Source organism: Pseudonocardia sp. DxW (genome assembly GCF_058448985.1).
Genome location: NZ_JBZFLK010000005.1, coordinates 196,286 through 218,694, shown reverse-complemented (window position 1 = coordinate 218,694; position 22,409 = coordinate 196,286). Strand labels below are relative to the sequence as shown.

The following is a 22,409-nucleotide window of genomic DNA, read 5'->3' as shown; positions in this document are numbered from 1 at the left end:
CTCACGCCTTCCGGGTCGGTCGGGGGAGATCGAGGAGATCGACGGTCGACTCGCCGGCCCGCAGCCGTTCCAGGTATCCGGCCTCGGTGCGCACCCGCTCCCGGGCGGCGTCGAGCACGGCGGGGAGTCGCCCGGCGGGCAACACCACGACGCCGTCGCCGTCGGCGAGGACCAGATCGCCACGGGCGACCCGGACCCCGCCGAGGGTGATCGGGTCACCGACGCCACCCGGATCCCGCTTGGCCGTCCCGGCCAGCGCGACCGTGCTGCTCCAGACCGGGAACCCGAGCTGTTCGAGCCGCGCGGTGTCGCGCACCCCGCCGTCGATCACCAGACCGCGGATCCCGCGGCAGGCGGCGGCGACCGCGAGCACCTCACCCCAGTAGCCGTGCGCGGCGCCCGCCGCATCGACGACGAGCACGTCGCCCTCCCCGGCGAGCTCGACCGCCAGGTGCAGCGGGAGGTTGTCCCCGGCGACCGCGCGGACCGGGAACGCGGTACCGGCGACCGCCGCGCCCGGCCAGACCGGTCGCAGCCGCGCGGGCAGCGCGATCTGCCTGCCGGACGCCTCGGAGACGGTGGCGGTGCCCAGCTCGACCAGCTCGGCGGACGGGCTCGGCGGGCCGGTCACCGGTTCGCCTCCTGCCGCTGCAGCAGGTGGTAGCCGTGCCGGCGGCGGGCGGCGGCCAGGCTGCTGCCGGCGAGCACGTCGGCGAGGATCGCGTCCTCGCTCGCCGTGATCGCCGCACAGATCTCGCCGACCCGGTCCTCGGCCTCGCGCGGGACCGCGACGATCCCGTCGGCGTCGCCCACGAGCAGGTCCCCCGGGCGTACCTGCACCCCGCCGACGCCGACCGGAGCGCCCACCTCGGCGACCTCGACCCGGTCCTTCCCGGTGCGCGGGAACCGGCCCCGGCTGTACACCGGGTAGCCCACGCCGAGTGCGCGCTGCACGTCCCGGCAGACCCCGTCGATGACGGTGCCGCCGATCCCTCGGTCGGCGGCCATCGCGGTGAGGATGTCGCCCCACACCGTGCAGTCGGTGCGGCCGCCGTTGTCGAGCACGACGACCTCCCCCGGGGGGACGTCGTCGAGGTAGTCGCCGACCGTCCCCGGCGGTGACCCGGCGGGGACGTAGCGGACGGTGAACGCGCGCCCGCACAGTCGCGCGCCGTCGGTGAGCGGTGCCAGCCCGAGCAGTGCGCCGGGCCGGCCGATCCGGTCCAGCGCGTCGGAGATCGTCGCCGCGGAGTACCCGGCGAGCGGGTGGATCATCGATCGGCCTCCTCGACCGTGGGGAACCTGCTGTCGTGCATGACGTCGGTGACCGGCCGGCCGGCGCCGACGGCCGCGGCCATCGCGGACTCCCGCTCGACGATGCGGTCGGCCAGGTCGAGCACCCGGCCGGCGTCCGCCACGGGCACGAAGACGACGCCGTTGCGGTCGGCGAGGACCAGGTCGCCCTCGGCCACGTCGACCCCGGCGATCCGGACCGGCTCGCCCATCGCGAGCTGGACGATCCGGCCGCGCGCGCTGACCGGGACGACGGCCCGGCCGAACACCGGGAAGCCGTGCTCCTCGCACTCGGCGATGTCGCGCATCGCGCCGTCGACGACCACCCCGGAGATCCCCCGGTGCGCGGCGGCGACGGTGAGGATGCCGCCCCAGCAGGAGACGTCGAGCCGACCGCCGTTCGCGATCACCAGTACGTCACCGGTGCCGGCGGCCCCGATCGCCTCGGCCGCGATGTGCCGGGCCGGGCCCGTCGACGACGGCGGCCCGGCCAGCACGGTCCGGACCCGGCCCGCGACCGGTCCCGGCACCTGCCAGAGCGGTGCGAGCCCGGTGGTCGCACCCGGCAGCCCGAGCGTGTCCAGCGCGTCGGAGACGGCACAGCTGTCGAGTGCCCGTAGCCGGGCGAGCGGATCGGTCCCCGGGCCGCTCATCCGGCGATCACCGGGCTGGGCCGGTACTGACCGGCGCCGGTGCCGAACGTCTCGGCGGGCAGCGGGACGACCCGGTCGGGAGGCACGTCGAGCAGCACCTCGCTGCCCGGTGCCAGGTCCTCCGGGCCGAACCGGCCGGTGTCGCTCTCGTCGACCTGGGCCCGGACCGGCACCCCACCGAGATCGACCAGCACCCGCAGGCAGCTGCCCAGATAGGTGCAGGACCGGACCCGTCCGGGCAGCCTGCCGGGCGCGTCGCGGGCCGGCCGCTCGACGCGGACGTGCGCGGCCCGGAAGGCCACCACCACCCCGGTCCCGGGCGGTCCCGGTGGATCGCCGGCGACCCGCACCGTGGCCGTCGTCCCGGCGACGACCACGGTGTACCCGCCGGCGACGCCGTCGCCGACCGAGCCGGTCAGGATGTTCTGGAACCCCATGAAGTCGGCGACGAACGCGCTCACCGGCGTGGTGTAGAGCTCCCGTGGGGTGCCGACCTGCTCGATCAGTCCCTTGTTCATCACGACCACCCGGTCGGCGAGCGCGATGGCCTCCTCCTGGTCGTGGGTCACGTACACCGAGGTGGTGCGCATCGACTCGTGCAGCTCGCGCAGCTGGGTCCGCATGGACAGCCGCAGCTTGGCGTCCAGGTTGGACAGCGGCTCGTCGAACAGCATCAGGGTGGGCCGCCGGACCATCGCCCTGGCGAGCGCGACCCGCTGCTGCTGACCGCCGGACAGCGACGTGGCCATCTGGTCGGCGCGGTCGGACAGGCCGACCCGCTCGAGCATCTCCAGGACCTGGGTCCTGGCCTGCGTCCGCGGCACCTTCGCCAGCTTGAGCGGGTAGCCGACGTTGCCGCCGACGGTCATGTGCGGCCACAGCCCGTAGCTCTGGAAGACCATGCCGATGTCCCGTTTGTCCGGCGGGACGAACGTCGATCCGCGCTCGGAGTAGACGGTCCGCCCGGCGATGGTGATCTCGCCACCGGTCGGCACCTCCAGCCCGGCCAGGCACCGCAGGGTGGTCGTCTTGCCGCACCCGGACGGGCCGAGCAGCGTGACGAACTCGCCCGCGGCGATGTCGAGATCCAGGTGCTCGACGGCCTTCGAGCCGTCGAACTCCTTGACCAGCCCGCTGATCCTGACGCTGCTCATGCGTGTGCTCCTTCCCAGGTCACGAAGCCCATCCCGCAGCCGGTGCCGGCCTCCGACCGGTAGCAGGGCTGGTAGTCGACGATCCGGGCCCGCAGTCCGGCCCCGGCGGTCGCGCCGGCGACGACGATCCAGTTGCGCAGCTCCGAGGTGCCCGCCCGGAGCACCTGCGCCGGCAGCGCACGCAGGACGTCGTCGTCGCCGGTCACCAGCGCGTCCAGGACGCGGCGGTCGAGCTCCTCGTCGACGACGAAGTGGCTCAGTCCCCCGGAGGCGACCAGCCCGACCCGGATGTCGCGCGGGAACGACCGGATCGCCGCCCCGAGGGCGGCGCCGAAGTCGTGACAGCGCCGGGGACCGGGCGGGTTCGGCTCCCAGAAGGTGTTGACGAAGACCGGCACGAACGGGATGTCGGCGTCCCCGCCGAGCACCTGCTGCAGCACGAAGCCCCAGCCGTGCGGGATGCCGTGGTCGCCGTAGCGGCCGGCGGGCAGGGTCCCGGACGCACCGGGATCGAACCCGGCGGCACTGGTCTCCCGGATCAGGTGCAGCGCGAGCTCCTGGTGGCAGCGCCGGACCGTGCTCCGCTCCGGGACGTTCGCGATCTCGGCCTCCGCCAGGCCCGGCGGCATCGCGGCGAGGGCCTCGGGGCTGAACGGTTCGTGCGCGACGGTCTCCCCCCAGTAGACGGCGAACTGCGGCAGGAGCTCGTCGGTGAAGGTCTCCTTGTGGTCACTGGAGACGATCACCAGGACGTCCACCCCGGACTCGCGCACGAACCGGCCGAGCTCGTCGATCGCGGCCCGGGCCCGGCGGTGCCGCTCGGTCTGCCGATCGAGAGCGAGCTCCTCGGCGAACGAGCGGCCCCGCAGCCGCGCGAGATCGTCGAACCCGTGCTCGGCCCCCTGGTAGACCAGCGCGGGATTGCGCCGGTCCGCCACCGCCCGGCGGCCCCACTCGGTGGGCGGGAGGGTCAGCTGGGGTGCGTGCGAGGTGCCGATGCCCAGTGCGATCCGTGCCATCTGTCGTCGCCTCTCCTTCCCGGTCGTCCCGGATGTCGTCTCAGATGCGGAACAGCTCGCGGGCGTTCGACTCGAACAGCTGCTTGCGGTCGCCGTCGCCGAGCCAGTCGATGTCGTCGATCAGCAGGTGGATGTCGTCGATCCAGCGCCCCGTCTCGGGATCGACGGTCGATCCGGTGCCCGGCTTCTCGGTGCCGAACAGGCACCGGTCCACCCCGACGGCGCGCAGCAGCAGTTCGATGGAGTCCCGGCTGTAGAGACAGGTGTCGTAGTGCAGCTTGCGGAGCTGCTCGGCGAACGTGGTGCCCTTGCGCAGCGCGCCCGGCTGGAACCGGCCCCGCTGGTACGGGATCGCGCCGCCACCGTGCGAGATGATGATCTTCAGGTCCGGGAAGTCGTCGAACACGGGCGAGTTCAGCAGCCCGATGACCGCGAGCGTCTCCTCCTGGATGAAGTGCAGCGAGTAGGTCTCCCGGGCCGGCGGCCGGCATCCGGCCGAGTGCAGGAGCAACGGCACGTCGAGCTCGCAGGCCGCCTCCCAGACCGGGTACCAGTAGCGGTCCCCCAGCGCGGGCGGCTGCGCGCTGCCCTCGTGCGGGTCGGGATTGAGCATCCCGCCGACGAATCCGAGCTCGGTCACGCACCGGTGCAGCTCGGCGGCCCAGCGGGCCGGGTCCAGCTCCGGGCTCTGCGGCAGACCGGCGACGCCGCGGAACCGGTCGGGTTCGAGCCGACAGGTGGCCGCGATGACGTCGTTGGTCTCCGCGGTGAACCACTCGACGAGACGCCCCTGCTCGCTGTGCATCATCTGGTACGGCCGCGGGGAGATCAGCTGCACGTCCACCCCGGCCTCGTCGAGGTGCTCGAGATGGGACCGGTTGCCGAAGCTCTTGTTCGGGGTGCTGAGCGCGGCGCGCACGGTCTGGTCGGTGACCCCGGCGCCGCCGCGCCCGTGCGCACCGCGGTGCGCGAGCAGTCCGGCCTTGTAGGCGTAGAGCGACTCGGGCGCGCTGACGTGACCGTGTACGTCGATCTTCATGGATCCTCCTGGGAGGGGTCGTTCGGGGCGGACGACGCCGGCGGGTTCAGCCGGCCGCTCCCCAGGCCGCCTGGACCCGGGCGAGGTTCGACGACGTGATCTCGCCGACGTCGGCGAGCGGGAAGTGCTTGAGCAGGTCCAGCTCGTCGACCGAGGGGTAGCCGCCGGGCGCCGGGCTGCCGGGCATCAGCGGGAAGTAGCCGACCTCGCCCGCCGCCTGCTGCGCCTCCGGCGTGAACAGCCAGGTGATCAGCAGCTTGGCCGCGTCCGGGTTGGGCGCACCCTCGATCAGCGCGAGGTAGTGCGGCGAGATGTGCACCCCACCCTCGGTCGGGAACACGAACTCCACCGGTGCGCCCTGTTCGGCGTCGCGCAGGAAGAAGCTGTAGGGGTAGAACGGGTTGATCGCGTGCTGCCCGGCGGCGACCGCGTTGCCCGCCACCGGGGCGCTCGCCTGCGGTGCGATCTGCTGGGCGGCGAGGCCCTCCAGATAGGCGTCGTCGTAGCGGCCGTCCCACATGAGATGGCTCAGCGTCCCGAACGCGCCACCGAACTTGGTGGTCTCGTCGGAGGTCATCGTGCCGGTGTGCGCGGGATCGAGCAGGTCGTCCCAGCCCTGCGGGGCGTCCTCGGCGGCGAGCAGGTTCGTGTTGTACGCGATGCCGAACGCGCTGCCCGACGCCGCGGCGGCGTGCCCGCCCGGGTCGGCGAAGCCCGGATCGAGCTCCTCGGCCGTCACCGGGCGGAACTCGGCGTAGCGGCCCTGGTCGATGTGCGAGGTCACCGAGGTGTCCCCGGCCTGCACCATGTCCGCGACGTGCTGGCCGCTGGCGAACTCGGCCTGGATGCGGCCGTCGAACTCCGGCCCGAGCAGGTAGACCCCGGTGACGTCGATGCCGGGGAAGCGCTGCGCGAACATCGCGTAGAGCGGTTCCTTGTCCCGCTCCCCCGGACCGTAGATGGTGACCGACGTCCGGCCGGACTCGGTCGCCGCCGCGTAGAGCGCCTGCATCTCGGCGACGGCGGCCTCCCCGCCGAGCAGCTCGGTGTCGGCGGAGCTCACCTCCCCCTCGCCCGCGCCGGTGACCGCGCCGTCGCCGGGTGCGGTTCCGCCCCCGCCGCCGCACGCGGCCAGCGCGAGTGCCGCCGCGCACACGAGCGCACCGACCCTCAGCTGCCTTCTCCTCGACTGCGTCGTCATCTCCGGGGTCCTTCCGTGTGTGTGGTGCCGGGATCGCCTGGGGCGACGTCGTGCAGTTCCGGGGCCGGCGCGGCGCCGGCCGGTGGTGCAGCGGGGACAGGGGCGTCCGGCGGTGCGGCGGCTGCGGTCGGGGCCGGCCCGAACCGGCGGCGCAGCAACCGGGCCCCGCCCTCCATGACCACCAGCCCGACCAGCAGCGCGGCGAGCACGATGGTGAACAGCGCCGCGGCCCGGGACGCCTGGCCCTGTGTGTAGAGCTCGTAGACCAGCAGCGGGACCGTCGGGTTCTGCGCCGAGGACAGCAGGATCGGGATCGCCAGGTTCCCGGAGATCACGATCGCGACGACGAACCAGCCGGCCAGGAAGCTCGGCATGATCAGCGGCAGAACGATCCCGGCGAACATCCGCAGCGGCGAGGCACCGCTGACCCGCGACGCCTCCTCCAGCTCACGGGTGATCTGCCCGACCGCGGGCTGGACGGCCCTCGTCGCGATCGGGATGGCGGTGACGACCAGACCGGTCATCACGACCACCACCGAGCCGTAGAGGTTGCGCAGCCCGGGGATGCTCACGTACATCCAGGCCATCCCGAGCCCCAGGACGACGCCGGGCACCGCCCAGGGCAGCCAGGTCAGCAGGTCCAGGACCCGCCGCCAGCGCGACTCGTTGTGCGCGATCGCGTAGACCACCAGCAGGGCCAGCGCCATCGCGACCAGGCCGCCGACCAGCGCCACCAGCAGCGTGGTGCGCAGTGCGGTGACCGTGCTCGGGTCGCTGAGCAGCTGCTCGTAGTTGGTCAGCGAGTACACGGTGCCGCCGAAGAACGGCTGCAGGCTGCCCAGGACCAGCTGCAGCAGCGGGAGCAGGATCGCCAGCAGCAGGTAGACGGCGATGAAGGCGGTGCCGGCCCAGCGCCACGGGCCGATGTTCCAGACCTCGGTGCGGTAACTCTTGCCGGACACCGTGGTGTAGTTGCGCCTGCCCAGCACCTTCCACTGGATGGCGACCAGCGCCATCACCACGACGACCAGCAGCAGCGAGAGCGCACTCGCCCCGCCGTAGTTCGCGGGCGTCACGTTGGTGATCTGGCCGTAGATCTGGGTGGAGAACACGTCGATCCCGGCCGGCGTGCCCAGGAACAGCGGGACGTCGAACGACTCGAGGCCGATCACGAAGCTGAGGATGACGACGCCGGTGATGGCCGGGGCCAGCACGACCAGGTCGATGCCCAGCAGCGTGCGGAGCCGGCCGGCTCCCGAGACCTGCGCGGCCTCCTCCAGGCTGCGGTCGATCGCCCGGAACGGCCCGAGCAGCAGCAGGTAGCTGAACGCCGCGCCCTTCACCGTCGAGACCAGCAGCAGGCCGGCCCACGAGTTGGCGTCGAACAGCACGCCGTCGGTGCCGGCGAGGCTGCGCCAGGTCGTGTTGAGCAGGCCGGTCGTCGCGTTGCCCAGCATCCCCCAGCTGATCGCGTAGAACAGCGGCGGCAGGGCGACGACCAGCACCATCGCCGCCGTCACGACGCCCCGCAGCGGGGTGTTGGTCCGGGTCACGAGGAATGCGAGCAGCAGCGCGACGACGGTCGAGAGCAGCGTCCCTCCACCGGCGAGCAGGATCGAGTTCTGCAGCGTGGAGTACGACGCGGGGTCGGTGTAGGTGGTCCGGAACGCCTCCAGCGACCACTGCGCCGGAAGGCCCGGCGGTGCGTTCCGGAACGCACCGATCACGAGCATCCCGATCGGTACCGCGAACAGGAACCCGCAGACCAGGATCAGCGGGAGCATCCCCCGCGCCGTGGTGAACGGACCGGTGCTCGGCCGCCGGGACCGTCGCGCGGTCACCACGACCGACCACCCGGTGCGGACGGCAGGACGTCGGTCATGGGGCTCCTCACCGTTGGTTCGCCGTAAACCTCCACTACCGGTTCGACCCGGGAGTGTGACGCAGGACGCTAGAGCACAATTCGCCCCAGGGAACCTCACCATGATGAAATTCCTCTATCTCGAATTCCACGGAATTCGTCACTGCGGAATAATGTCCGATCCTGTTGCACTGAACGGGAGATCGCGCGGTAGCGTCGAGACCGGACGTGGGCCGCGCCACAGCCCCGGGTCGTGACGACCGGGCGTGCGGCACCGACCCCCTACCCGCCCGCAGCTCCTGCGGGCTCCCAGGATCGACACCACCGGAGGTGCCCGTGCCTGCGCTGTCCCAGCTCGTCGCACTCGACCAGGACACCCTGCGCTGTCCGGCCGACACCTACGAGGAGCTGCGCCGGCGCGGCGTGCACCACGCACCCGAGATCGACGCCTACGTCGTCGCCCGGCACGACGACGTGGTCCGGGTGCTCCGCGACCAGGTCGTGTTCTCCTCACGCAACACCGTCGGCCGGATCCCACCGCCCGCCGACCCCGACCGGCCGACCCTGTCGCCGCTGCTCCTGCTGTCCGACGACCCGGTGCACGCGCACCGCCGCAAGATCGTCAACCGGGCGTTCACACCGGCCCGGATCGCGGTCTGGGAACCCCGGGTCCGCGAGATCGCCGAGGAACACGTCGAACGGTTGCACAACGTTCCCGACGTCGACCTGGTGCGCGACCTCGCCGCACTGCTCCCGGTGCGGGTCATCGCCCTGGTGCTGGGTGTGCCGCAGGAGGACGTGGACCGATTCCGGGCCTGGTCGGAGGAGATCACCAGCTCGGTCGGCAACCACGACGTCGATCCGGTGCGCCGCGAACAGGTGCAGGCCGAGTTCACCGGGTACGTCTCTGCCCTGCTCGACCGCCGCGACCGGCACCCGGAGGCGAGCGTGCTCGCCCAGATCGCCGCCGCCGAGGCCGCCGGGGAGCTGACCCGCCACCAGTGCGTGAGCTTCGTGGCCGAGCTGCTGATCGCGGGCAACATCACCACCACCCACCACCTGGCGAGCAGCATCGCCCTGCTGGCCACCGACCCGGACCTGGCCGGCCGGTTGCGCCGCGAGCCCGGCCTGGTCAGTCCGTTCGTCGAGGAGTCGCTGCGGCTCGAGTCGCCGATCCAGGGGTTCTACCGGTTCGTCACCACCGACACCGAGATCGGCGGTGTACCCGTCCCCGAGGGCTCCCGGGTCTTCGTGCTCTACGCGTCGGCCAACCGGGACGCCGACACCTGGCCGCAGTGCCCGCACCTGCAGCTGGACCGGCCCAACCCGGCGGCACACGTCGCCTTCGGGAAGGGGGCACACGCCTGCCTCGGTGCCTCGCTCGCCCGGCTGGAGGGCCGGGTCGTCGTCGAGACGCTGCTGCAGCGGCTCACCGCGTTCGAGCTGACCGTGGCCCCCGACCGGATCCGGTACGGGGCGAGCTTCGTCAACCACGGGCCGGTGAGCCTCCCGGCCCGGCTGACCTTCCGGGACGACCCGGACCGAGCCGCACAGGAGTGGGGACCGACCCGATGACGAGCTACGAGTGCATCCGGATCGACGTCGAGGACCGGGTGGCGACGGTGACGCTCGACCGCCCCGAGAAGCGCAACGCCATGAGCCCGCGGCTGAACCAGGAGATGGTGTCGGCGCTCGAGGCCGTCCGGCGGGATCCGGACATCGACGTGCTCGTGCTGACCGGCGCGGGTGAGGCGTTCACCGCGGGCATGGATCTCAAGGAGTACTTCCGGGAGACCCAGCACGACCCGATCGCGTTCGAGTCCGCGCGGGACACCGCCTGGCTGTGGCAGTACAAGCTGCTGCGCTACCTGCCGCAGGTGACGATCGCCGCGGTGAACGGCTGGTGCTTCGGCGGCGGCTTCCAGCCACTGGTCTCCTGCGACCTGGCGATCGCCGCCGACGAGGCCCGGTTCGGGCTGTCCGAGGTCAACTGGGGCATCATCCCGGCCGGGCTGGTCACCAAGGACGTCGCGCTGGCGATGGGCTACCGGCACGCGATGCACTACATCCTGACCGGCGAGACGTTCGACGGGCGCCGGGCCGCCGAGATCGGGCTGGTCACCAGCTCGGTGCCGCGGGCCGAGCTGGACGACGCCGTCGCCGCGCTGGTCGGCCGGCTGCGCGGGCTCAACCCGCACGTCCTGCGGTCGGCGAAGGAGGTGTACCGGCACTCGCTCACCATGGACTACGAGCAGGCGTGGGACTACATCGGCGCGAAGGCCGTGCAGCTGCGCAGCCGGGACCCGGAGAACGGCCGCTCGCGCGGAATGAGCCAGTTCCTCGACGAGAAGTCGTTCCGCCCGGGGCTGGGCGCCTACGCCCGGCCCGGTTCGGCATCCGATGCGTGAGCTGGGCCCGCTGCTGGCACCACGCAGCGTCGCGGTCGTCGGCGCGTCCGGCACGATCGACTCGCTGCCCGGGCGGCCGGTCCGCAACCTGCTGGCCGCCGGCACCGGGATCGAGGTGTACCCGGTCAATCCCCGGCGCACCGAGATCGGTGGGCTGCGCTGCTACCCGGACGTGGCCGACCTGCCGGTCGCGCCGGACGTCGCACTGATCCTGACCCCGGCGGCCGCCGTCCCGGCCGCTGTCGAGGCCGCCGGCCGGCGGGGTGCCGGGGCCGCGGTGGTGATCAGCGCCGGCTTCGCCGAGACCGGCGGGGACGGCGCCCATCGGCAGCGGGAGCTCGCCGACTCGGCCCGCGGACACGGCATGCTGCTGCTCGGACCGAACACGATCGGCCTGCACGACTACCGGCGCGGACTGCCGCTCAGCTTCGTGTGGACCGGACGGACACCCGCCCGAGACACCGGATCGGTCGCCGTGGTCACCCAGAGCGGCTCCGGGATGGCGTCGCTGTGCGACCGACTGCTCGACCACGACCTGCCGCTCGGGCACGGCGTCGCGACCGGCAACGAGGCGGACGTCTCGGTCACCGACCTGATCGAACACTTCGCCGAGCAGGAGCACGTGCGGGTGGTCGTCACCGTGTTCGAGCAGATCCGGGACGGCGAGCGGTTCCTCGCCGCGTGCCGGCGGCTGCACGCGCTCGGCAAGCCGCTGGTCGCCCTCAAGCTGGGCCGCACGGCGTCCGGCAGCTCGGTCGCCCGGTCGCACACCGGCGCGCTGGCCGGTTCGTATCCGGTGTTGCGGTCGGTACTGCGTCAGCACGGGGTGCTGGAGGTCGACGACCTGGAGGACATCGGTCCGACCGTCGCCGCGGCCCTGACCGGACGGTTCCCGGCGGGACGGCGGCTCGCCGTGGTCACCAGCTCGGGAGGCGCCGCGGTCATCGCCGCCGATCGCGCCGACGAGCTCGGCCTGGAGCTCCCGCCGTTCACCCCGGTGGCCCGGGAACGCATCCGGCCCTACCTCCCCGACCTCGCCGCGGTGCACAACCCGCTGGATCTCACCGCGCAGGCGATGCGGCACCGGTTCGCGCTCGCCGACGTCCTCGCCGTCGCCCAGGACGGCGACGACGTCGATGCCGTGCTCGTCGGGACCCCGAGCGGCGCGGGCGACTACGGCCTCGCGCTGGCCGACCGGCTCGCCGAGGTGGCCGCCGCCGGCGACAAGCCGGTGCTGTCGTTCATCCTCGGTGGCGAGGAGGGGGCGGCCCAGCGCCGCAGGCAGCGCGACGGCGGATTGCCGGTGTTCCGGTCGCCGGGCGAGGCGGTCGCGACCCTGGAGCGGCTGTCCCGGTTCCGCACGGCCCGCCCCCGGGACCTGCCCGTCCGGGCCGGGCCCGCGGCCCACGACCTCCCGAACAGTGCGCTGTCGGAGCACGCGACGCTGGCCTGGCTGCGCGAGCGTGGGATCGCCACGGTGGAACAGCGGATCGCCCGGACGGCCGAGGAGGCGGTCGGGCACGCGACCGCGTTCGGCGGGCCGGTCGCGCTCAAGGTCAACTCTCCGGACATCGGCCACAAGACCGAGGTCGGCGGGGTCGCGCTCGACCTGCGGGACGCCGACGGCGTGCGTGCCGCGTTCGGCGCGGTGACCGGTGCCGCCGCCCGGGCGGTCCCCTCCGCACGGCTGGACGGGGTCACCGTGTCGCCGATGGTCCAGCCGGTGCTGGAGCTGATCGTCGGGGTGCACCGCGATCCGGACCTCGGCCCGGTGCTGGCCCTCGGGCTGGGCGGGACCTGGACCGAGGTCCTGCACGACGTCGCGCTGCGCGCGGCGCCCCTCGAGCCGGCCGATGTCCCCGGGATGGTCGACGAACTCCGGGCGGCCGCGGTGCTGCGCGGGGCCAGGGGCCGCCCCCCGGTCGATCCGGCCGCGCTCACCGAGCTGGTCGTCGCCGTGTCCCGGATCGCCTGGGACTGCGGGGACGCGCTCACCGAGCTGGACCTCAATCCGGTCGCCGTCACCGCGGACGGTGCACCGGTGGTGCTGGACGCGTTGCTGCAGCTCGCGGCGCCCGCCGCCGTCAGCCCCGTCGCCGGGAGCTGATCACCCCGGTGTTGAACCCGGCCAGGTGCAGTCCCCCGGCGAACCGGGCGTGCTCCACCTTGAGGCAGCGGTCCATCACCACCTCCAGCCCGGCCGCCTCCGCCCGGCGGGCCAGGTCGGCGTCGAACAGCCCGAACTGCAGCCAGAAGGTGCGCGGGAGCGGATCGAGGGCGAGCACCTCGTCCAGCACGCCGGACAGGTCGGCCGGCCTGCGGAACACGTCGACCAGGTCCGGCACGACCGGCAGCTCGGCCAGTGACCGGTACACCGGCCTGCCGAGGATCTCGGTCGCATTCGGGTTCACGAAGTACACCTCGTACCCGGTCGACGCGAGCAGGTAGGTCGCGACGAAGTTGCTGGCCCGCGACGGGTTCGCCGAGGCGCCGACGATCGCGACGGTGCGGGTCTCGCCGAGGATCTGCTGCCGCCGCACGGCGGGCGGGTTCTCCCAGGTCTGCTCCGGGTTCACGGGGTCTCCTCGGTCGCGGCGGTCAGGGCCTGGTCGAGATCCCACAGGATGTCCTCGGGGTCCTCCAGGCCGACCGAGATGCGGATCATGTCCCCCGGCACGCCCGCCTGTTCCAGCTGCTGCGGGGTGAGCTGCTGGTGCGTCGTGGACGCCGGGTGCAGCACCAGGGTGCGGGCGTCGCCGACGTTCGCCAGGTGGCTGCACAGCTGCACCGCCTCGATGAACCGGGCGCCCGCCGCCCGGCCGCCCGACCGCTGCCCGCCCGGCTCGGCGACCCCGAACGCGAACACCGCGCCGGGCCCGTCCGGCAGGTACCGGGCGGCCCGCTCGTGGTGCGGGTGCGACGGCAGGCCCGGGTAGGTGACGTAGGAGACCCGCGGATCGGCGTCGAGCCACTCGGCGACCCGGCGCGCGTTCGCGACGTGCGCCGCCATCCGCTGCGGCAGCGTCTCCACGCCCTGCATCAGCAGGAACGCCGAGTGCGCCGACAGCGTCGCCCCGACGTCGCGCAGCTGCTCGGCGCGCAGCTTGGTCAGGAAGCCCAGCTCCTTGAAATTGCCCCACCAGGTCAGCCCGCCGTACGACGGCACCGGCTCGGTCATCCCGGGGAAGTTCCCGTTGCCCCAGTCGAACGTCCCCGCCTCGACGACGACGCCGCCGAGCGTGGTGCCGTGCCCGCCGAGGAACTTGGTGACCGAGTGGATGACGATGTCGGCGCCGTGCTCGATCGGCCGGCACAGGTAGGGCGTCGCCAGGGTCGCGTCGACGACCAGCGGCAGCCCGGCGGCGTGCGCGACCTCGGCCAGCCCGGCGACGTCGGCGACCTCCCCGCCCGGATTGGAGACGATCTCGGCGAACAGGCACTTGGTCTCCGGCCGGATGGCCGCGGCGTAGTCGGCCGGATCGGTGCCGGGGACGAACGTGGTGTCCACCCCGAACCGGCGCAGCGTCACGTCGAGCTGGGTGATCGTGCCGCCGTAGAGCCCGGCCGCGGCGACGACGTGGTCGCCCGCGCCGGCGAGCGCGGCGAAGGTCAGGAACTCGGCGGACTGGCCGCTGGCGGTGCAGACCGCGCCGATGCCGCCGTCCAGGCTGGCCAGGCGCTCCTCCAGCGCGGAGACCGTCGGGTTCGCGATCCGGGAGTAGATCAGCCCGTACTTCTGCAGCGCGAACAGCGCCGCGGCGTCGCCGGTGTCCCGGAAGACGTAGCTGGTGGTCTGGTGGATCGGCACGGCCCGCGAGCCGGTCGCCTCGTCCGGCACCGTCCCGGCGTGCACGGCCCGGGTGCGGAAACCCCAGGCGCGGTCCTGCTGCTGGCGCTCACTCACCCGGCCCATCCTGCCCGCACGCCCGGGACGGCGTCACAGGTGCTCCGCCAGGAACGCCAGCACCCGCGCGGTCGCGTCGGTCGCGGACGGCTCGTGGTACTCCAGGTGCATCGGCGTCCGGGCGGCCAGCGCGCCGGTGACGCCCGGCGTGCGGGTCATGAAGGAGTGGCCCGCGTCGGGGTAGACCTTCACGTCGTGCGGGATGTCGCGCTCGGCGAGATCGGCCTCCAGCCGCTGCGGGTAGCCGTCGCGGAACTCCAGGTCGCGGCCGCCGAAGCTGGCGACGACCGGGCAGAGCGGCTCCACCCGGGCGGCGGTGCGCCCGTAGAACGGGACCGCCACCCGGTACAGGCCGGTGCCCGACAGCAGCAGCGCGAAGCCGCCGCCCATGCAGAACCCGATCACGCCGATCCGGTCGGCGTCGACGGTGGGCTGCTCGGCGAGCCAGCGCCGGGCCGACTCGCAGTCGCCCAGGGCGGCGCCCCGGCCGGTCGCCATCGTGGTCATCGTGGACGCGACGCACAGCGGCTTCACCCGGCCGCGGGCGAACAGGTCCGGGATGAGCACGGTGTAGCCCTCGCGGGCGAGGTCGCGGGCGATCCGGCGCATCTCCGGGGTCATCCCGAGCGCCTCGTAGATCATCACCAGCGCCGGCCCGGGGGTGTCGCCGCCGTCCGGCCGGGCCAGGAACCCGGGCAGCCGCCCGCCGTTCACGCTGGGGACCGACACGTCCGCCTCGATCGTCACGACTGCTCCCTCGACTCGGGGACCCGGACCAGGCCCTCCTGCATGGTGGTCGCGACCATCCGGCCGTCCTCGGTGAAGAACCGGCCCCTGGCCAGGCCGCGGCCGCCGGACGCGGCCGGCGAGTAGCACTCGTAGAGCAGCCACTCGTCGGCCCGGAACGGCTCGTGGAACCACATCGCGTGGTCCAGGCTGGCCATCTGCACCGGGCCGGCGGGCTTCGGGTGCCGGGCCAGCACCGAGCCGAGCAGGGTCAGGTCGCTGGCGTAGGTGAGCAGGCAGACGTGCAGCAGCCGGTCGTCGGGCAGCTCGCCGTCGGCGCGCAGCCAGAGCCGGGTCGGCTCCCCGGTCGGCCCGGTGGTGCGCGAGCCCGGCGGCTCGTCGATCAGCCGGATGTCCAGCGGCCGGGGCAGGCCGGACATCCAGCTGCCGTCGCCGCGCAGCGCGCGGGTCCCCAGGTCGTCCAGCTCGCCGGGCCGCGGCAGACCGGCCGGCATCGGCTCGGAGTGCACCAGCCCGTGCTGGTCCAGCTGGAACGACGCGGAGAGCGCGAAGATCGCCTCCCCGCGCTGGACGGCCAGCACCCGGCGGGTGGTGAACGACCGGCCGTCGCGCACCCGCTCGGTCTCGTAGACGATCGGGATGCTCGGGTCCCCCGGCCGGATGAAGTAGGCGTGCAGCGAGTGCACGCCGCGGTCGTCGGGGACGGTGCGGCCGGCGGCGACCAGCGCCTGCCCGGCCACCTGCCCGCCGAACACCCTGGGCAGCGACACCGGCGGGCTGACGCCGCGGAAGAGGTTCTCCTCCAGGCGTTCCAGGTCCAGCAGCGCGACCAGGTCGTCGAGCACGGCCTGGCCGCGCGGCACGCCGTCGACGGCGGTCGGTCCGGTCGCGGGTTCGGGATCGGCACTCACGGGGACGGAGTATGCCGGTTCGTCAGGCGTGGTCGTCCTCGCCGAGGCGGTGCACCCGGATCAGGTTGGTCGAGCCGACCGTGGCGGGCGGCGAGCCGGCCACGATCACCACCAGGTCGCCGGCCTTGAACCGGCCGATCGAGAGGATGGCGTGGTCGACCTGGCGGACCATCGCGTCGGTGGAGTCGACCTTGTCGACCAGGAACGTCTCCACCCCCCAGGTCATCGCGAGCTGGCTGCGCACCGCCGGTTCCGGGGTGAAGGCCAGCAGCGGCAGCCGGGTGTGCAGCCGGGCGAGCCGGCGCACGGTGTCACCGGACTGGGAGAACGCGACCAGTGCCCGCGCGGAGAGCCGCTCGCCGATGTCGCGGGCCGCGTAGGACAGCACGCCCCGCTTCGTGCGCGGCACGTGGTTCAGCGGCGGGACGGTCGCCGGGCCGGCCTCGACGGCCTCGACGATCTCGGCCATCGTGCGGACGGTCTTGATCGGGTACCGGCCGACGCTGGTCTCGCCGGACAGCATGACGGCGTCGGTCCCGTCGAGCACCGCGTTCGCGACGTCCGAGGTCTCGGCCCGGGTCGGGCGCGAGTTGGAGATCATCGAGTCCAGCATCTGGGTGGCGACGATGACCGGCTTGGCGTTCTCCCGGGCGATCTGGATGGCCCGCTTCTGCACCAGCGGCACGTTCTGCAGGGGCAGCTCGACGCCGAGGTCGCCGCGGGCGACCATGATCCCGTCGAAGGCCAGGACGATGGCCTCCAGGTTGTCGACGGCCTCCGGCTTCTCCAGCTTGGCGATCACCGGGACCCGGCCGCGGCCGGTGTTGTCCATGATCTTGTGGACGAGGTCGATGTCCGCGGGGCTGCGCACGAAGGAGAGCGCGACGACGTCGACCCGCAGCGACAGCGCGAACTCGAGATCGGAGACGTCCTTCTCGGAGAGCGCGGGCACCGTGATGTTCATGCCCGGCAGGTTGAGGCCCTTGTTGTCCGAGACCGGGCCGCCCTCGGTGACCCGGCAGACGACGTCGTTGCCGTCGATGGCGACGACCCGCAGGCCGACCTTGCCGTCGTCGACCAGCAGCCGGTCGTCGACCTTGGCGTCCTGCGCGAGGCCCTTGTAGGTGGTGGAGACGCGGTCGTGGGTGCCGGCGACGTCGTCGACGGTGATCCGGATCTCCTCGCCGGTGCGCCACTCGGTGGGGCCGTCGGTGAACCTGCCGAGCCGGATCTTCGGCCCCTGCAGGTCGGCGAGGATGCCCACGGCGCGCCCGGTCGCATCGGCCGCGGAGCGGATCATGTCGTAGACGCGCTTGTGGTCCTCGCGGTCGCCGTGGCTGAAGTTGAGCCGGGCCACGTCCATCCCGGCGTCGACGAGGTCCCGGATCCGGTCCGGCGTCGCGGTGGCCGGACCGATGGTGCAAACGATCTTGGTTCGACGTGTCACGGCGCCCACCCTAGCGCCGTTCTGGAACGATCCGGTTCCCGCGGCGCGGCCTGTCGGTGTCCGGTTCGGGCCGATCCGTCGATGGACGCCCGCCGGGGCCCGCCCGCGGCCCGACCGGGCGGCCGGGCCCGCCGGGCCGACCGGCAGACTGGGCCGGTGCGTGTCCAGCCGTTCGTCCTCGCGCTGCTGCTGAGCCTGGTGGTGCTGTTCACCCCAGCGGCCGGGGTACCGGACGCCCCGCCCGGCACCGACAAGGTCATCCACCTGGCGTTGTTCGCGCTGCTCGCGGTCACCGGGCGGATGGCCGGGATCCGCCCGTGGCCGCTGCTGGCGGGTCTCACGGTGTACGCCGCGGTGTCCGAGGTGCTGCAGGCGCTGCTGCCGCTGGGCCGCAGCGAGGACCTGCTCGACGGGCTGACCGACGTCGCGGGTGCGCTGCTCGGGCTGGGGCTCTACGCGGCGCTGGACCGGTTCCGGGCCCGCGCCGGGTGAGCCCTCATCCCGACGGCCGCTCGGTGGCGTCGGCGAACCGGGCGACCGTCGCGGCGATCGCCCTGGTGTAGCGGTCGAACCGGTCGGGGTCGACGTTGCCGAGGGTGTCGCAGGCGGCGTGGTAGCAGCGGTCGTACACCTCGCCCGCCGTGCCGCCCCACTGCCGCGCCTGGTCGTCGGTCTTGCTGTCGCCGTCACCGGTGACGGCACCGGCCACCGGGATCCCGGCCGCCGCGAACGGGGCGTCGTCGTCGCCGTAGAGCGGGATCCGCTCGACCGTGACACCGGTCGCGGCGAGCTCCTCGGCGAGCACCCCGGCGACCGCGGCGGACCCGCTCGGGCCGGTCTCCTCCTCGTCGTCGCCGGTGCCGCCCTGGACGAAGTAGCCGCCGTTCGGCGAGCCGAGCATGTCGGCGTTGAGATAGAGCAGGTGCGCGCTGCGCTCGTCGGGGGACAGCGCGTCGACGTAGCCGGTGGAGCCCTGCAGGTCGTCCTCCTCGGAGCCCCAGAAGCCGAACGCGACGGTGTTGCGGGTGCCCGGTTCGGGGCCGAGCCTCAGCGCGGTCTCCAGCAGGGCGGCGACGCCGGTGCCGTCGTCGTTGATCCCGGGACCCTCCGGGACCGAGTCGAGGTGCGCACCGACGAGGACGACCGAGTCCGGATCGCTGCCGCGGGTGCGGGCCACCACGTTGCGCAGCTCGCGGCCGCCGCCGGCGTCGTAGGACGGGGTGTCGACGTCGAACCCGGCGTCGCGCAGCACCCCGGCGACGTACTCGACGCTCCGCTCGTAGCCGGGGCCGCCGGAGGCGCGGTTGCCGCCGTTGCTGTCCGCGATCCGCTGCAACGCCTCCAGGTGCGCGGACGCGGCGTCGCCGGACGCGGTCGAGGCGAGCCGCTGGGCGAGCGCGCCGCTCGGCGGCGGCGGTTCCGCGGCCCCGCAGCCGGCGGCCGCCACGACGAACCCCAGCAGCAGCGCGGTCACCGCCCCGGCCCGGCCGTGCGCGGGACGCCCCGCGCTGCTCCTCGACCCCATCGGGACCTCCGCTCCGGCTCGTGACACCCCACCGCGGTCTCGTCCGGGCCGGCCCGATCGTTGCGGACCGGAACCCACGGACACAGAGCGTTCGCGGCGTGGCCCGCCGCGGTTCGGGGCCGGGCCGGGGTTCCGGCCGGGACCGCTCAGCGGCGGGGCTGCTCGGTGGGCCCCACGTGGTCGTCCAGCCACTCGGTGACCGGACGCGCGGCGCGCCACACCTTCTGGACCCGGTCGCGGGCCCGCGGTCCGTGCAGCACGTCGTCCGGCGGCCAGCGGCGGGACACGAACAGACCCTTGTGCCGCAACAAGTCCAGTCTCGGGTGCGCCGGATCGGTGCCACGCGGGCGGGTCGCGAGGGTCTCTCCGTCGACGGTCAGGCCGTCGCGCTCGGCCGCGGCCAGCCGGGTCCGGAGGTCCTCGCCGCGGCGCTCGTCGTCGACCGCGGTGCGGAAGCGGGCCAGCTGGTCGGGGGCCATCCGGTAGTAGCCGCCGGCGGCGAGCAGTCCCTCCGACGAGACCTCCACGTAGAACGGCGCGGTGTAGCCGCCGCAGTGCGTCTTGTAGGGCGTCCTGTCGGCCGAGAACCGGACGTCGCGGTACGGGCGGAACACCTTCCCGGCGCCGAACTCGGGCTCCAGGTCGGCGAGCAGCGCGTCCATCGGACCGCGGACGTCGGCGTCGTAGATCGCCCGCTGGTCGGTCCAGTACGCCTTCGAGTTGTCGGCCAGCAGGCCGTCGTAGAACTCGACGGCGCCGTCGCCGAAGCCGCGGAACCTCTGCGCATCGGCCATGCCTGCCACCGTACTTCCGGATGCCGGTGAAAGGAGATGCGGACAGGCACATCACGCTGTGGCGCCGACCGGGCCGGACTCGAGTCGTCCTACATCCGAGATTGCGGAACGGACATCGGTGTATCGCTGTCGACATCAGGCGTCGTGCAGTTTCTTGCACATCAGATCTGTTCGTCGCCGAGCTGGAACAGATTCGGCGGGACACCGCACAGACGGATCATCGGGCGGTCGTCCCGACGCTGCGCCACGCGCCCAGCTGCGCAACCGACGACGCAGCCGACCCGACCACGTCGGGCGAGGGGCGGTGCCCCTGACTCCCCACGGGGGCAGGACGTTCTTCGGCCGATGACGGTAGTAGCGGTCCGGGCGCGACAACAGCGCGGATCGGTCCTGCCGATCCGGCAAGGTCAGGGATTGGTCCACTCGTCGAGCGTCGGTGGAGCGTGAGCGTCCCGACAGGGCGCAGTGAGGGGCACACTGGGACGACCGCCCATCGCTCGCACCGCCGGGCAGCCCCATCGCGCGACACTCCGTGCACTGATCCCGGGGGTAGGCTGGCGGCGTGCCGATCCCGGAGGCCGAGGCTCGAACTGCATTGCTCGAGGCATACAAGCACGCCGGCACCTCCCCCGCTGTCGTGGACCTGATCCGGGTCGGCTCGAATGCGGTTTTCCGTATCGACGCGGACACCATTGGCCGGGTCGCTTCGGGCCCGAGTTCGCGAATGAACACCGAACGCCAGATCCGGGTGGCCCGCTGGCTCGAACAGATCGACTTTCCGGCAACACGCGCTTTGCCCGTCGAGCAACCGATCGAGGTGTTCGGCCGAGTGGTGACACTGTGGAGATCAGTCTGCCGGAACGAGGTCTACGCGCCCGTTCATGACGTCGCAGGCCTGCTCAGAGATCTCCATCGGCTCGACGTTCCGTCCGGCATCGACCTCCCGGAGCTCCGCCCCTTCGGCGACCCCGGCGACGAGTTGCCCGACCTGCCGGACCTGTCCCCGGTCGATCGGGACTTCCTCCGGGAACGGATCGAATGGGCACGCACAGCGTTCCCCTCGCTTCCGTTCGCGCTCGCTCCTGGCGTGATCCACGGTGACGCGAACGTCGGCAACGTGCTGCTCGGAGACGACGGCCGAGCGGTGCTCATCGACCTGGACAGTTTCGCGGTCGGCCCCCGTGAGTGGGATCTGATCCAGACAGCGCTGTTCTACGACCGGCTCGGTTGGCACACGGAAGAGGAGTACCGGAGGTTCGTCGAGGTCTACGGATACGACCTCACGATGTGGGAGGGATACCCCGCTCTCGCCGACATGCGGGAGATCGCCATGACGACCTGGCTCGGCCGCAAGGCCGGCGAGTCCGCGGCGACGGCCGAGGAGGCGGGAAAGCGGATCGCTGCCATCCGGACCGGCGCGAGCCGACGGAACTGGGGCGCCTACTGATCCGCGCTGACGGCCCGGGCCCACAGGCGGGAGGTCCCGACCCGGCCCACGAACTCCCGTGCGGCAGTGCTCGTCCGGTGTCGGGCGAGGCGTTCCCGGAACTCGGTGACGTAGCTGTGACACCGGGCCGAGTCGAGGCTCTCGCCGAACGTGATCGCCCGCTCCGCGACGCGGCATCCCTCGTCGACATCGCCCTGGTCCAGGTGCGCGTGAGCGAGCACCATCGCGACGAAGAAGTCACTGCGCGCGTAGTCGCCGGACGCCGAGTCGAGCGCCCGAGAGGCGTGCTCGATCGCCGCCCAGGGGCGGCCGAGGTCCCGATGACAATGGCCCATCTCGGCGGCCAGCTCCGCGCCGTCGAAGTAGCCGATCCACTCCGGGGCCTCGCCGGGCGTGTGCTGCGCGAAGCGCCGGGCGGCGTCCTCCATCGCACGGTCGCATGCGCTCGCGTCGCCGATCCGGGCCAGGGCACGGGCCTCCATGATGTGGAAGTGGGCCGTCAGGATCGGAACGGCGCTGCCCTTCGTGCCGAGCCGCGCCGCGCGGGCCATGGTGGCCGCTTCCCGATATCGGCCGAGGACGCGTCGTTCCACGCCGCGACGTTCGCCGTCGCCTCACCGAGGTGCCCAGCGCCGGACAGGTCGGTTTCCAGCAACTCGGCCACCGTGCTGACGCCCTGGTCCGGGTTCTCCGGGTAGGTCAGTCCGACATCGGGCGAGACCGTGTGCGACACCGGGAACCCGAGCTCATCCGCTGCGACGACGCGGCCGAGCCGTGCCCCGAGCGCTTGACGGATGGCGTCGCGGGTCGTGTCGTCGCGCGGGGTGACACCGTTGAGCCACCGGCTGACGTAGGTGTGCGTGTAGCTGCGCCCGGCAGCGCGGGCCGCAGTCGTCTCGTTGACGGCCCGGGTGGACCGCTTACGGCCGGTCCGACCGCTGCGATCCAGGAAACCGGCGTCGGTCATCAGCGTGGCAAGCCGCTCGTTCGTCGGCACGAGAAGCGT

The 22,409-nt window shown here is 73.0% G+C and carries 22 protein-coding genes; 5 read left to right on the top strand and 17 right to left on the bottom strand.

Annotated features, from left to right (window positions below):
- Position 1: 1 nt before the first annotated feature.
- Genes ACVJO7_RS09950 through ACVJO7_RS09915 form a run of 8 tightly spaced genes read right to left on the bottom strand, consistent with a single transcriptional unit; the run spans position 2 to position 8,143 of the window.
- The gene (locus tag ACVJO7_RS09950; RefSeq protein ID WP_491672613.1) at positions 2–631 is read right to left on the bottom strand and encodes a 4-carboxy-4-hydroxy-2-oxoadipate aldolase/oxaloacetate decarboxylase; all 630 of its coding nucleotides are present in this window, start codon (positions 629–631) and stop codon (positions 2–4) included.
- On the bottom strand, positions 628–1,275 hold the full coding sequence (locus tag ACVJO7_RS09945; protein WP_491672612.1) for an RraA family protein: 648 nt from the start codon (positions 1,273–1,275) through the stop codon (positions 628–630). Before ACVJO7_RS09945 ends, ACVJO7_RS09950 begins: the two co-directional genes overlap by 4 nt.
- Complete coding sequence (locus tag ACVJO7_RS09940; RefSeq protein WP_491672611.1) at positions 1,272–1,946, bottom strand: RraA family protein; 675 nt, start codon at positions 1,944–1,946, stop codon at positions 1,272–1,274. The genes ACVJO7_RS09945 and ACVJO7_RS09940 overlap by 4 nt, the downstream gene beginning before the upstream one ends.
- On the bottom strand, positions 1,943–3,100 hold the full coding sequence (locus ACVJO7_RS09935; protein ID WP_491672610.1) for an ABC transporter ATP-binding protein: 1,158 nt from the start codon (positions 3,098–3,100) through the stop codon (positions 1,943–1,945). The genes ACVJO7_RS09940 and ACVJO7_RS09935 overlap by 4 nt, the downstream gene beginning before the upstream one ends.
- Positions 3,097–4,119 (bottom strand): DODA-type extradiol aromatic ring-opening family dioxygenase, encoded by a 1,023-nt coding sequence (locus ACVJO7_RS09930; protein ID WP_491672609.1) that lies wholly within the window; start codon positions 4,117–4,119, stop codon positions 3,097–3,099. Before ACVJO7_RS09930 ends, ACVJO7_RS09935 begins: the two co-directional genes overlap by 4 nt.
- A gap of 40 nt (positions 4,120–4,159) precedes the next feature.
- Positions 4,160–5,158, bottom strand: a complete 999-nt coding sequence (locus tag ACVJO7_RS09925; RefSeq protein ID WP_491672608.1) for an amidohydrolase family protein — start codon at positions 5,156–5,158, stop codon at positions 4,160–4,162.
- Positions 5,159–5,204: 46 nt separating this feature from the next.
- The gene (locus ACVJO7_RS09920) at positions 5,205–6,359 is read right to left on the bottom strand and encodes an ABC transporter substrate-binding protein (RefSeq protein ID WP_491672607.1); all 1,155 of its coding nucleotides are present in this window, start codon (positions 6,357–6,359) and stop codon (positions 5,205–5,207) included.
- Positions 6,356–8,143 carry an ABC transporter permease gene (locus ACVJO7_RS09915; protein ID WP_491672606.1) on the bottom strand — a complete coding sequence of 596 codons (1,788 nt, stop codon included), beginning with the start codon at positions 8,141–8,143 and terminating at the stop codon, positions 6,356–6,358. The genes ACVJO7_RS09920 and ACVJO7_RS09915 overlap by 4 nt, the downstream gene beginning before the upstream one ends.
- 413 nt (positions 8,144–8,556) lie before the next feature.
- On the opposite strand from ACVJO7_RS09915, the gene ACVJO7_RS09910 reads away from it, so the two are divergent.
- From ACVJO7_RS09910 to ACVJO7_RS09900, 3 genes are read left to right on the top strand one after another with little or no spacing between them, the layout of a single operon-like run.
- On the top strand, positions 8,557–9,795 hold the full coding sequence (locus ACVJO7_RS09910) for a cytochrome P450 (protein ID WP_491672605.1): 1,239 nt from the start codon (positions 8,557–8,559) through the stop codon (positions 9,793–9,795).
- Complete coding sequence (locus ACVJO7_RS09905) at positions 9,792–10,628, top strand: p-hydroxycinnamoyl CoA hydratase/lyase (protein ID WP_491672604.1); 837 nt, start codon at positions 9,792–9,794, stop codon at positions 10,626–10,628. Before ACVJO7_RS09910 ends, ACVJO7_RS09905 begins: the two co-directional genes overlap by 4 nt.
- Complete coding sequence (locus ACVJO7_RS09900) at positions 10,621–12,735, top strand: acetate--CoA ligase family protein (protein ID WP_491672603.1); 2,115 nt, start codon at positions 10,621–10,623, stop codon at positions 12,733–12,735. Before ACVJO7_RS09905 ends, ACVJO7_RS09900 begins: the two co-directional genes overlap by 8 nt.
- Here ACVJO7_RS09900 and ACVJO7_RS09895 read toward each other — a convergent pair.
- From ACVJO7_RS09895 to pyk, 5 genes are read right to left on the bottom strand one after another with little or no spacing between them, the layout of a single operon-like run.
- Positions 12,713–13,204 carry a CoA-binding protein gene (locus ACVJO7_RS09895; protein ID WP_491672602.1) on the bottom strand — a complete coding sequence of 164 codons (492 nt, stop codon included), beginning with the start codon at positions 13,202–13,204 and terminating at the stop codon, positions 12,713–12,715. The genes ACVJO7_RS09900 and ACVJO7_RS09895 overlap by 23 nt on opposite strands.
- Positions 13,201–14,541: an O-acetylhomoserine aminocarboxypropyltransferase/cysteine synthase family protein gene (locus tag ACVJO7_RS09890; RefSeq protein ID WP_491672601.1), complete on the bottom strand. Its 1,341-nt coding sequence runs from the start codon at positions 14,539–14,541 to the stop codon at positions 13,201–13,203. Before ACVJO7_RS09890 ends, ACVJO7_RS09895 begins: the two co-directional genes overlap by 4 nt.
- A gap of 24 nt (positions 14,542–14,565) precedes the next feature.
- On the bottom strand, positions 14,566–15,279 hold the full coding sequence (locus ACVJO7_RS09885; protein ID WP_491672600.1) for a dienelactone hydrolase family protein: 714 nt from the start codon (positions 15,277–15,279) through the stop codon (positions 14,566–14,568).
- Positions 15,276–16,190 carry an acyl-CoA thioesterase gene (locus ACVJO7_RS09880; protein ID WP_344018975.1) on the bottom strand — a complete coding sequence of 305 codons (915 nt, stop codon included), beginning with the start codon at positions 16,188–16,190 and terminating at the stop codon, positions 15,276–15,278. Before ACVJO7_RS09880 ends, ACVJO7_RS09885 begins: the two co-directional genes overlap by 4 nt.
- 22 nt (positions 16,191–16,212) lie before the next feature.
- Positions 16,213–17,637, bottom strand: coding sequence for a pyruvate kinase (gene pyk, locus ACVJO7_RS09875; RefSeq protein WP_344018973.1), 1,425 nt, complete (start codon positions 17,635–17,637; stop codon positions 16,213–16,215).
- 156 nt (positions 17,638–17,793) lie between these two features.
- Between pyk and ACVJO7_RS09870 the strand changes: the two genes are divergently transcribed.
- Positions 17,794–18,129: a VanZ family protein gene (locus ACVJO7_RS09870; protein ID WP_491672599.1), complete on the top strand. Its 336-nt coding sequence runs from the start codon at positions 17,794–17,796 to the stop codon at positions 18,127–18,129.
- A 4-nt stretch (positions 18,130–18,133) separates the two neighbouring features.
- Here the strand turns inward: ACVJO7_RS09870 and ACVJO7_RS09865 are convergent, their stop codons facing one another.
- Both ACVJO7_RS09865 and ACVJO7_RS09860 read right to left on the bottom strand, forming a co-directional pair.
- Entirely contained in the window at positions 18,134–19,162 is a 1,029-nt protein-coding gene (locus tag ACVJO7_RS09865; protein ID WP_491672598.1) for a M28 family peptidase, read from the bottom strand.
- A gap of 146 nt (positions 19,163–19,308) precedes the next feature.
- Positions 19,309–19,956 (bottom strand): DUF2461 domain-containing protein, encoded by a 648-nt coding sequence (locus ACVJO7_RS09860; protein WP_491672597.1) that lies wholly within the window; start codon positions 19,954–19,956, stop codon positions 19,309–19,311.
- Between the two features lie 562 nt (positions 19,957–20,518).
- On the opposite strand from ACVJO7_RS09860, the gene ACVJO7_RS09855 reads away from it, so the two are divergent.
- The gene (locus ACVJO7_RS09855; RefSeq protein WP_491672596.1) at positions 20,519–21,403 is read left to right on the top strand and encodes a phosphotransferase; all 885 of its coding nucleotides are present in this window, start codon (positions 20,519–20,521) and stop codon (positions 21,401–21,403) included.
- On the opposite strand, the gene ACVJO7_RS09850 is transcribed toward ACVJO7_RS09855, so the two are convergent.
- Positions 21,397–21,954: an NsdA family TPR-like regulatory protein gene (locus ACVJO7_RS09850; RefSeq protein WP_491672595.1), complete on the bottom strand. Its 558-nt coding sequence runs from the start codon at positions 21,952–21,954 to the stop codon at positions 21,397–21,399. The two genes, ACVJO7_RS09855 and ACVJO7_RS09850, sit on opposite strands and share 7 nt — an antisense overlap.
- Positions 21,903–22,400, bottom strand: coding sequence for a hypothetical protein (locus ACVJO7_RS09845; protein ID WP_491672594.1), 498 nt, complete (start codon positions 22,398–22,400; stop codon positions 21,903–21,905). Before ACVJO7_RS09845 ends, ACVJO7_RS09850 begins: the two co-directional genes overlap by 52 nt.
- Positions 22,401–22,409: the final 9 nt, after the last annotated feature.